Below are 10942 nucleotides of genomic sequence, written 5' to 3'. Positions count from 1 at the left end.
CAATTTACAGAACCGGTGTTGAGGTCGAGGCCATGCACGGTGCCTCTATCGTTGCACTGACGATGTATGACATGCTGAAACCCATCGACAAAAACGTGGAGATTTCGACCATAAAGTTACTGCATAAAAAAGGTGGGAAATCCGATTACGGGAACAAGGAAGTACAGGATCTTGCCGTGGCGGTTATGGTGTGTTCGGACAGCGTTTCCAGCGGAAAAAAAGAAGATCGCGCGGGAAAAGTGATTTCTAATAAAATCAAGGATTTAGGATTGGAAGTTTCAAATTACATCATCATTCCTGATGAGGTTTTGGATATTCAGAACACGATAAATAAACTGTGTGCCCAAAAAACCGATCTGGTCATCATCACTGGCGGAACCGGATTGTCAAACAGAGACGTCACGCCCGAAGCGGTGATTCCGTTGCTCGATCGCCGCATTCCTGGTATCGAAGAAGCGATTCGGTCCTATGGTCAGGACCGCACCCCTTATGCGATGTTGTCCCGTAGCGTGGTGGGTTTCAAAGGGAATACACTTATTATGGCCTTGCCGGGTTCTACCGCAGGTGCCAGCGAATCTATGGATGCCGTTTTTCCTTCTGTTTTGCATTTGTTCAAAATTCTAAACGGATTCAACCATGGAAAATAATATCCAAATGCAGGACACTCACGGACGTAAGCACAGTTATTTGCGCATTTCAATTACAGAGAATTGTAATTTGAGATGTACCTATTGCATGCCAGCTGAAGGGATTGCGCTTACGCCAAAAGCGCATCTGATGACTGCAGATGAAATTATTACCATTGCCCAGACTTTTGTCAATTTGGGTGTGAACAAAATTAGATTGACGGGCGGCGAACCTTTGGTCAGAAAAGACGCCGCAGACATTATCCAGCGATTAGGAAAACTGGGCGTCGAGCTTACCTTGACAACTAACGGAATCCTGGTGCATGATTTTATTGATACTTTCAAAGAGGCCGGGATAACCACGCTGAATGTAAGTATTGACAGTTTACAAAAAGATAAATTCAACCAAATTACCCGTAGAAATTATTTTGATAAATTTCAGGAGAATATGGAGTTGCTTGACGCCAATGGGTTTCGGCTAAAACTAAATGTGGTGGTGATGAAAGGCTTTAATGACGAGGAAATTATCGATTTTGTCGAATTGACCAAAAATCGCGACATCGAGATTAGGTTTATCGAGTTCATGCCCTTTGATGGCAACCAATGGAAGAAAGACAAACTGGTGTCTTATGCCGAAATCCTTACGCAGCTTAATGATAAATACGCTGCTGAAAATGTAGAGCGCTTGACTGATAAACCCCACGACACCGCCAAAAACCATAAAATAACTTCCTACAAGGGCAGTTTCTCGGTGATTAGTTCCGTGACAAACCCTTTTTGCAGTACATGCAACCGTATTCGCTTGACTGCCGACGGTAAACTAAAAAACTGTCTTTTCTCGAATTCAGAAACAGATTTACTGCAAAGCTTACGCGCAGGAGAATCGATTGAACCACTTATTTTTAAGAACATAAAATCAAAAATGTCGATGCGTGGCGGTATGGACGATGATGCTAAATTCCAAAACCCGGATTTGTTTTCGAAGAATCGGAGTATGATAAAGATTGGGGGATAAAGCTATCTAACGGCTAAGAGCGCAAAGGTTCATTTATACCTGAATGTTCCGGTATCAATTTGATTGGGCGAATTTGCAATTAACCTCGATCCCAATTGTTATGGGAAATTAAATCAGTCCATTGATTTTTTAAAAGCAGAATTTTTTTTTGGGACAGATTGGAAACTAGTGTTCACTACCGGCTAAATAAAAAACAATCCCAGTTTTCGGGCTTGTTTTTAAATGAACTATTGTAAAAAGAGAAGCTCGAAGGCTCTTTTTTGCTTGAACGCTTTTTTATGATTGAAATCATAAATGGTTAATAGTCTAGTTATTAGTTATTTGCATATAAGTTTGCGTTAAATCTCAAAAAAGCAAAGCAGGTAAATTGTCTTTTTCACCGATTGACTGATATTTATCATGTTTTAAGAGGTGTCAACAGATTAATTTTACTTCATTAACAAATAGTTGTTTTATGAGTAGTTTATCGCAATCCCACAAAATATTATTTTTAAACACATTAGCATTTACAATCTGTTTTGCCTGTTGGACTTTAAATGGTGTTTTAGTTACATTTCTTGTCGATAGAGGCGTTTTCAATTGGAGCGTGGTAGAAGTGGGGTGGCTTTTAGGGATTCCTATTTTGTCGGGAGCTATATTCCGTCTTCCCATCGGGATTTTAACGGATAAATTTGGGGGAAAAATTATATTCTCCATTTTATTGTTTCTTTGTTCCATACCGTTGTTTTTGCTTCCTTTTGCAGATACCTTTTGGAGTTTTGCCGTTTTGAGTTTCCTTTTCGGACTAATAGGAACCAGCTTTGCCGTTGGGATTGGTTACACCTCGGTTTGGTATCCGCAAAACTGGCAAGGTAGGGCCTTGGGTATCTTCGGGATGGGAAATGCCGGTGCAGCAATCACTACTTTTATTGCTCCTACCTTATTAAATAATTTTTCTAAAAGCGATCCTATCAACGGCTGGAAAATGCTGCCGGTAACTTACGGAGCGGTGTTGGTAGCTGTTGGAATTCTCTTTATAATATTCGCCAAAAATAAAAAACCGCAAGGAGACACTAAAAATTTAAAAACGTTATTGACTCCATTAAAATCTGCTAGAGTATGGAGATTTGGTGCTTACTACTTCTTGGTATTTGGTTGTTTTGTGGCTTACTCCCAATGGTTGTTACCTAACTTTATGAATGTGTACCACACTTCGCTGGTTATGGGAGGAATGTTTGCCACGATGTTTAGCTTACCTGGAGGGGTTATCAGAGCTTTTGGCGGGTACTTGTCGGATAAATTTGGAGCCAGAAAAGTTATGTACTGGGTGTTAGGTTCCACTATGGTCATCAGTTTTCTGTTGATGTTCCCTAAAATGGAGATTTTCACATCAGGGCCTGGTGTAATGGCTAATGATAGCGGTATTGTAACCAAAGTTACTCCATCGGGATTAGTGCTGAATAATAATGATTATAAGGTTAAACCAAAAGTTGATGTCCCCCTGACGGATTCGTCCATTTTACCGGTTAAAACCTCATGGCAAGAGATTGTTGTAAAAGAAAATCAGGCCGTTAGCAAGAAAGAATTATTAGCCAAAGGAGTTACCCAAATCAAATTTGCAGCCAATATGTGGGTGTATGTTATTTTGGTGGTAATGATCGGAATCTCATGGGGAATCGGTAAAGCGGCGGTGTATAAACACATCCCGGAATACTTCCCGAATGAAGTGGGAGTTGTAGGTGGGATGGTAGGATTGATTGGAGGATTAGGCGGTTTTTTTGGGCCTATCATATTTAGCTACCTATTAAATTTCACTGGACTTTGGACGAGTTCCTGGCTGTTTATATTTGTCATTTCAAGCGCTTGTTTGATTTGGATGCACAAAACCATCATTAAAATCCTTAGAAAGAAAACCCCTGGATTTACGAGAGATATCGAACATATTAACCATTAAAGGAGACGCGAAAAAGTCTTAATGTCGAAAGTCATAAAGCACATTCTGCCAAATTAGTTTTAAATTTAAAAATAATAATTTTATGTCAGTAAATATTAAAGATTGGAACGTTGAAGACCAAGGTTTTTGGGAATCTACAGGAAAAAAGATCGCAAATAGGAATCTATGGAGTTCTATTCCTGCATTATTACTCGCATTCTCTGTATGGATTATGTGGGGAGTACTTATAAAGTACATGAAAGATTTTGGTTTCAATTTCGGAATGACCCACGGACTAGTTGCCGGATCTGACGAATATATAAATGCTTTGAAAGAAGTAAATAACCTGTATTATACTTTGCCGGCAATTGCAGGGTTAGCTGGGGCAACTTTACGATTGCCTAACTCTTTTTTAATATCATTAGGAGGAGGGAGAAATGTAGTTTTTATAACAACCGCCTTGTTACTTATTCCAGCAATAGGAACAGGAATAGCATTGTCGGACGTTAATTCACCATATATGTTTTTTGCAATTATGGCTTTATTGTCTGGACTTGGTGGAGGTAATTTCTCTTCGTCAATGAGTAATATATCTTTCTTTTTTCCAAAAAAAGCGCAAGGATATGCATTGGGAATGAATGCAGGACTTGGTAATTTAGGAGTTGCAGTTATGCAAAAAACGATTCCTTTTATAGTAACATTCTCTTTATTTGGTGGTACTGCTGGTGCAATTGCAACTGCAAAAGGCGCTCCTTTTGAAGGAATGCAAAATGCAGCATGGATTTGGGTTCCACTTATTGTATTAGCTTCTTTAGCGGCATTTTTTGGGATGAACAATGTATCTACAGGAACTCCGAGCATGCCTGACACGGCTAAAGGAGTTTCAAAAACATTGTATATGATACTGTTAGGCTTGGTAGCGGCTGGTATTGGTGCTTTCATGTTAATTGGTATTCCTTGGGATTCTTTTGGAATGAAAGATGCTGCGATGTGGATTGTTCTTCCTATGGTAATAGTTATAACCGTTTTATTAATGAAATATGGAACTACAGGTGATATAAAAGAGAATCTTAATAAACAATTTTCTATCCTTGGTGACAAGCACAATTGGATAATGACGATTATCTATACCATGACTTTCGGTTCTTTCATTGGGTTTTCTATGGTGTTCCCAAAATTAGCGCAAGATATATTTGTGTATTCAAATCCATTAGATCCAGAATGGGTAAATCCTAATGCACCTAACATTATGCTTTGGGCATTCTTAGGGCCAATGTTTGGGGCTTTGGTTAGACCAATAGGAGGAATTCTTGCTGATAAAGTTAATAGTGGTGCTAAAATTACAATGTGGAGTACTATTTTTCAAATTATAGCTGCATTGACCGTTGCCTATTATGTTGTGCAAGCAAGGGGTTCTGAAACTCCAGAATCGTATTGGTGGCCATTTTTCGGGGCATTTATGGTTCTATTTTTAACAACTGGTATTGGGAACGGGTCGACTTTTAGAAGTATTCCTTACATTTTCAGTAAAGAAAAAGCAGGGCCAGTATTAGGTTGGACGGCTGCAATTGCTGCTTATGGAGCGTTTATTATTCCTAATGTATTTGGACAGCAAGTAACAGCAGGAACGCCTGAGTATGCATTATACGGTTTTGCAGTTTATTATTTCCTTTGCTTAATTCTGAACTGGTGGTATTACCAAGGGCCTAAAAGAGAAGTGGATAATCCGTAAGTGGATTTATAGGTTTTTTATTAGGAAAGAGGGCGCTGCGCCCACAAGCATGGGGCAATTTCCAATGTTTGCAATGATGCTCTTCTTCACAGGTATTGGTAATGTGGGTGCGCTTGGACAGTATCCTATTATCTTTTCTGAGAATCAGCGTCAGGCAGCTCGGGTTATTAGGTGGACAGCGGCAATTGAGGCATTCGGACCATTTATTTTTGCGTCTTTAATTGGAAATAGCATTACCGCTACTGGTGGTGCGACACAATTTTTAGTTGGCTTGATTCTTTTTACTATATTAGCTACAGGGATCAATCGGTGGTTTAAAGGCTTTGAAAATCAAGCTCGCTTTCGTTTTAAAATAAAAATTCTTTTATATACCTACAAGGTTTTCGGGCCTTGTAGGTTTCTTAACGAAATGACATAGTTATATACTTTATTAAATTTTAAAGAAATGAAAAATAGAACTTTTAATACCAAAGCCCTGCTTATAGCCACTGGAATGTCAATATTCTCTGTTGTGTTGGTGTTTTTTGGTTCCAGAAATCTGCAGAATTTTGATGCCGCCTTAATCACTTATTTATTTGGGACGGTATTCGCTTTTTTTGGCATTGTATACCGTTATTCTGTTTGGTTGCAAAGGCCACCCACATGGATTTATTTTAAGAGAGGAATTATGTATTTGGTGACAGGAAAAGTGTTTTCGCATTTTTGGTTTGCTTCCAAAGAAACCATTGAGAATATTGCTTTTCAGAAATTTATTTACCCAAGGGGAAAATACCGATGGGTAGCCCATTTCATGATAGCCGTTGGTTGTACGTCGGCATTTTTAATCACAATTCCTTTGACCTTTGGATGGATTCATTTCACCATGGCTCCGAATAGCATATCGTTGTATGAAGCCCATTTTTTTGGTTTTAAAGTGATGGAGTTTAAACTGGATTCCATCATGGCCTTTTTAACGTTTCATGCGTTAAACTGGTCTTCGTATTTGGTGATTTTGGGTTCGTTGTATTATCTGAGAAGACGTCTGACTAACCCTGGGTTAATAGCTACGCAAACATTTGAAGGGGATTTATTGCCTCTTATTTTGCTGATCGCGGTCTCCGTTACTGGCTTAGGATTGACCTATTCTTACCAGTTTATGAAAGGGTTCGCTTTCGATTTCCTGGCAGTAATTCATGCGGTGACTGTTATTATGTTTTTGATTTGGATCCCTTTTGGGAAATTCTTTCATATCATTCAACGTCCAGCGCAAATTGGTGCCCATATTTATAAGAAAGAGGGGATGAAACAAGGAATGGCGGTTTGCAAACATACGGGAGAAGAGTATGCTACAAATTTGCACATCAATGACCTTAAAACAGTAACTAAAGAACTTGGTTTTGATTTCAGTATGGAGGATGGTGGTTCTCATTTGGATTTGAGTCCTGAAGGAAAAAGATCCCGTTTGGCGCAGGCCCATTTGAAAGCCAGACAGGCCGGCGGAAATCTATTTGGATAATTAAAGAATAATCAGGTTGACAATGATCGTTATCGATGTCAAGATTGAAAATATAGAAAACTACATAACATGGCAAAATTACCTGTTTCAGCAGAAAAAATAATAGAAGATTTTGGTCCGCATCTTAACTATAGCCCGAAAGAAGGCTTTGATGGAAGAGATGAACCAGATGAAGTGGTGAAAACACATTGTTGCTTTTGTGGTATGCAATGCGGAATTCAATTGTTAGTTAAAAGCAATAAAGTGGTCGGTTTTGAGCCATGGATGGAATTTCCTTTTAACGAAGGACGTCTTTGCCCAAAAGGAGTACAACGCTACTTGCAAAACAACCATCCCGACCGTTTGTTAGGCCCTATAAAAAGGGTAGAAGGAAAAGGTTTTGAACCTACTTCTTGGGATGAAGCGATGGATAAAACGGTTTCGGAAATCAAACGCATTCAGGAAAAATACGGGAAAGATGCTTTTTCGATACTTTCAGGCGTTTCATTAACCAATGAAAAAAGTTACCTCATGGGTAAATTTGCTCGAGTGGCCGTAAAAACAAAAAACCTGGATTATAATGGTCGTTTGTGCATGGTAAGTGCGGGTGCGGGGAACAAAAAAGCATTTGGATTAGATCGTGCGTCTAATACTTATTCGGATCTTGAATATGCCGAAGTGATTATTGTGGCTGGTGCCAATATCAGTGAGACGTTCCCAACATTGACGCATTGGATCTGGAAAGCGAGAGATCGCGGAGCGAAACTTATTGTAATCGATCCAAGAATGATTCCGCTCGCAAGAACTGCCGATGTGCATTTGGATGTAAAACCGGGTACCGATTCAGCGCTTTATGGAGCCATGCTGAAATACCTTGTGGATCACGACATGCTCGACCACGATTTTATAGATAATTATACGTCTGGATTTGATGTTAGTTTAGATGCTGTAAAGGATTATACCTTGGAATGGGCTGAAGAAATTACTGGAATCAAGAGAGAAAAAATAAAAGAAGCCGCTGAGTTATGGGGTAAAGCCAAAACCAGTTTCTTGCTTCATGCCCGCGGAATTGAACATCATTCTAAAGGAGTAGATAACGTTTTGGGCTGTATTAACTTGGTTCTGGCGACAGGACGAATTGGAAAACCATATTGCGGATATGGAACCATTACAGGTCAGGGAAATGGTCAGGGAGGAAGAGAACACGGTCACAAATGCGACCAATTGCCTGGAAATAGAGATATCGAGAACCCAGAGCACCGTAAATATATTTCCGGTGTTTGGGGAATTGATGAAAAGGATATGCCCGGAAAAGGACTTACGGCCTATGAAATTATCGAGGCAATTCACAGAGGAGAAATCAAAGGGCTATTGTCTATTTGTTTCAATCCATTAGTGTCGTTGCCCAATAGCAACTACGTTAGAGAAGCCATAGAGAAATTAGAATTTTATGTATGTATCGATTTTTTCCTAAACGAAACTGCTCGCCATGCCGATATCGTTTTGGCGGGTTCTTTACAAGAAGAAGAAGAAGGAACGACAACATCAGCAGAAGGAAGAGTGATCAGAATTCGTCAGGCGGTAACTCCTCCGGGGGATGCCAGGACCGATACTTCTATCATCTTGGAATTGGCGAAACGTTTGGGGCAAGAAGATAAATTCACATATGATACCAGCGAAGCAATTTTTAATGAATTGCGTGTCGCTTCAAAAGGAGGGACTGCAGATTATAACGGAATTACCTATAAGAGAATCGAGGAAAATATGGGGGTGTTTTGGCCATGTCCGACGGAAGATCATCCGGGAACCCCACGTTTATGGGAAGATAAAAAGTTCAAAACGCCCGACGGGAAAGCGCATTTTAATCCGGCACCGTACAAGCTTCCGGGTGAAGTGACCGATGCGGATTATCCTGTGATTTTAACTACAGGTCGTGTTGTATCTCAATATTTAAGCGGAACACAAACACGTAGAATTGGTAAGCTTGTGGATCAGTTTCCGGAGCCATTATTAGAGATTCATCCTAATTTGGCTAAGCAATACGGCATTCAACAAAGAGAGCTGGTTAAAGTTTCTACTCGAAGAGGTGAAGGGGTTTTTCCCGCCAACATAGTAGAAACGATTAGAGAAGATACTGTTTTTATACCTTACCATTGGTCCGGAAAAAAATCGGCAAATCAACTGACACCGGGTACTTTAGACCCGATTTCCAAAATACCGGAATTTAAGGTTTGCGCCTGTCATTTAGAACCGCTCAAAGAAATCGCAGCGCCATCTAAGGAATCTAAGGCTTATGCCAGTGTTTAATCTATAAAAAAGCTAAAATATGAACTATACCAGTTTCAATACAAATGAAGAGTTTTTTGTGGATATGCAACGCTGCATTGGTTGTAAAGCTTGTGAATTGGCTTGCGCTGAATGTGAAACAAACGGGCAGGACTCCATGATTCATGTCAATTACGTCGATCGTGCTTCAACTGTCCAAACTACAGTTCAGGTGTGTATGCATTGTGACGATCCTGTCTGCGCCAGTGTATGCCCGGCAGATGCGATATCAAAAGATGAATTCGGAATCGTTCATACTGCCAATACCGAAAGATGTATCGGTTGTTCAAATTGCGTGATCGCTTGTCCTTTTGGTGTGCCAAAGAAGATCGAAGAGTATGACCTGATGATGAAGTGTACCATGTGTTATGATAGAACTAGCGTAGGGAAAAAACCAATGTGTGCGACCGTTTGCCCAAGTGGGGCGTTATTCTACGGTACAAAAGCAGAAATCGAAGAAATGCGTCCGAACAGTTCAGCTGTAAACACTTTTGTTTTTGGTAAAGAGATTGTAAATACCAAAGTGAATATTATGATGCCAAAAGGCAGCACTGAGTTGATAATATATTAGTCGTGAAAAGTGAATCGTGAAAAGTTAGCAGTACAACTTTAAACATGAAACTTTAAACATGGAACTTTAAACTTTAAAAAATGTCAAAAGAAGATAATTTAAATAAAAACTGGAAAAAAGACTTTCCAATTTTAAAACAAGAGGCCACACAGGTAAGTCGACGTGATTTTGCAAAATTCCTAACGCTTGTTTCAGGAGGATTAATGGTTGGTAGTGGTTTGGTAGCTGCCAAAGCTTATTTACTTCCCAAGGAAGAAGTGGCTGGCGAACATTTTGTTTGTAAGCAAGACGAGGTTCCCGTAGGAGGAACGCGAGCTTTTGTAATCGAAGGAAGTACTATTCCATATATCTTGATTCACCTCGAAAATGGTGACTACAAGGCTTATGAACAAAAATGTACCCACCTGTCTTGTTCGGTTTTCTACAAGCCGGGAACTGGCGTCATTCATTGTCCCTGTCATGAAGGTTCGTTTGACGCAATGACTGGTGATGTAATTGCTGGACCTCCACCAAGGGCTTTACCTAAACTGGAAGTTTTTTTTAAAGACAACGACATTTACGTAAAAGCATCCGAAGAAAAAGTATTGAGTTAGGAATCAGAAATAATTAAATTTCAATTGTTATGAGTAATTTTAGAACAAGCCAGAACAAAGCCAATCCCAACAAGCTAAATAACATTCTTTCGACTCTGATATTCATTTTAATATTAAATGTGACTATTCAGATCTGGTTGCTGTATGCTTCGTTGAACAATGCTTTAGATAATAATAGAGAAATTCTCATTCCCGCATTTATTGCATCCCTGATTTTGTTTTTGATAGGTTTTAGTTGGCTTTATTATTTGCCGAAAGGGAATTATAGAAAGTGATGACATACGTAAAAAAAAAGGAACTTCAATTGAAGTTCCTTTTTTTATATATAATGTTCTTGAAATTATTCTTTCAAACGGCAGGCTTTGCTGTCTCCCATAACTACCACTTCAGTCAACCCTAAGGAAGAAAGGTTCTTCATGGCTTTGTCCCATTTTTTGCCGCTCAATTCAGATTTGATTTTCAGTAAACCAAATTCCATTTGCTTGTCATTGATTTGCAATAAAGCAACGATCAGTTTCTCATCATCTTCAAGTTCCACCTGAACTTGTTTTTTCTCAGGTCTCATTTGCGGGACCAACAACACTTCTTGAATAGAAGAGTTATTGGTCAAGAACATCATCAATAGTTTGTGACTATTTACAGGTAAATTTAAAATGCGTTTATATTATTTGAATAATGAAGCTGATAAGCTTTC

Annotated in this window: 10 protein-coding genes and 1 pseudogene; 10 read left to right on the top strand and 1 reads right to left on the bottom strand. The window is 39.3% G+C overall.

Going from position 1 to position 10942, the window contains the following annotated elements; translation table 11 throughout:
• From VIH09_RS09735 to VIH09_RS09690, 10 genes are all read left to right on the top strand, one after another.
• Nucleotides 1-647: bifunctional molybdenum cofactor biosynthesis protein MoaC/MoaB (locus VIH09_RS09735; protein ID WP_331580394.1), on the top strand; the 647-nt coding region annotated here is incomplete at its 5' end.
• Complete coding sequence (gene moaA / locus VIH09_RS09730; protein WP_331580392.1) at nt 637-1641, top strand: GTP 3',8-cyclase MoaA; 1005 nt, start codon at nt 637-639, stop codon at nt 1639-1641. The genes VIH09_RS09735 and moaA, both read left to right, overlap by 11 nt.
• 454 nt (nt 1642-2095) lie before the next feature.
• Complete coding sequence (locus tag VIH09_RS09725; RefSeq protein ID WP_331580390.1) at nt 2096-3574, top strand: MFS transporter; 1479 nt, start codon at nt 2096-2098, stop codon at nt 3572-3574.
• An 82-nt stretch (nt 3575-3656) separates the two neighbouring features.
• Nucleotides 3657-5285: a hypothetical protein gene (locus tag VIH09_RS09720; RefSeq protein ID WP_331580388.1), complete on the top strand. Its 1629-nt coding sequence runs from the start codon at nt 3657-3659 to the stop codon at nt 5283-5285.
• A gap of 49 nt (nt 5286-5334) precedes the next feature.
• The gene (locus VIH09_RS09715) at nt 5335-5703 is read left to right on the top strand and encodes a hypothetical protein (RefSeq protein ID WP_331580386.1); all 369 of its coding nucleotides are present in this window, start codon (nt 5335-5337) and stop codon (nt 5701-5703) included.
• 27 nt (nt 5704-5730) lie between these two features.
• The gene (locus VIH09_RS09710) at nt 5731-6780 is read left to right on the top strand and encodes an MFS transporter (protein WP_331580384.1); all 1050 of its coding nucleotides are present in this window, start codon (nt 5731-5733) and stop codon (nt 6778-6780) included.
• A gap of 69 nt (nt 6781-6849) precedes the next feature.
• Nucleotides 6850-9066, top strand: coding sequence for a molybdopterin oxidoreductase family protein (locus VIH09_RS09705; protein WP_331580382.1), 2217 nt, complete (start codon nt 6850-6852; stop codon nt 9064-9066).
• A 19-nt stretch (nt 9067-9085) separates the two neighbouring features.
• Entirely contained in the window at nt 9086-9655 is a 570-nt protein-coding gene (locus VIH09_RS09700; protein ID WP_331580380.1) for a 4Fe-4S dicluster domain-containing protein, read from the top strand.
• Between the two features lie 80 nt (nt 9656-9735).
• Nucleotides 9736-10248 (top strand): Rieske (2Fe-2S) protein, encoded by a 513-nt coding sequence (locus VIH09_RS09695; protein WP_331580378.1) that lies wholly within the window; start codon nt 9736-9738, stop codon nt 10246-10248.
• Between the two features lie 29 nt (nt 10249-10277).
• Nucleotides 10278-10523: a DUF6755 family protein gene (locus VIH09_RS09690; protein ID WP_165153316.1), complete on the top strand. Its 246-nt coding sequence runs from the start codon at nt 10278-10280 to the stop codon at nt 10521-10523.
• 65 nt (nt 10524-10588) lie between these two features.
• Here VIH09_RS09690 and VIH09_RS09685 read toward each other — a convergent pair.
• Nucleotides 10589-10870: pseudogene (locus VIH09_RS09685) on the bottom strand (lysine--tRNA ligase); the annotation flags it as partial.
• Nucleotides 10871-10942: the final 72 nt, after the last annotated feature.

The organism is Flavobacterium sp. (genome assembly GCF_036515215.1).
Lineage (GTDB): Bacteria > Bacteroidota > Bacteroidia > Flavobacteriales > Flavobacteriaceae > Flavobacterium.
Note: the sequence above shows the minus strand (reverse complement) of the source record. Positions and strands in the feature narration are given on the sequence as shown.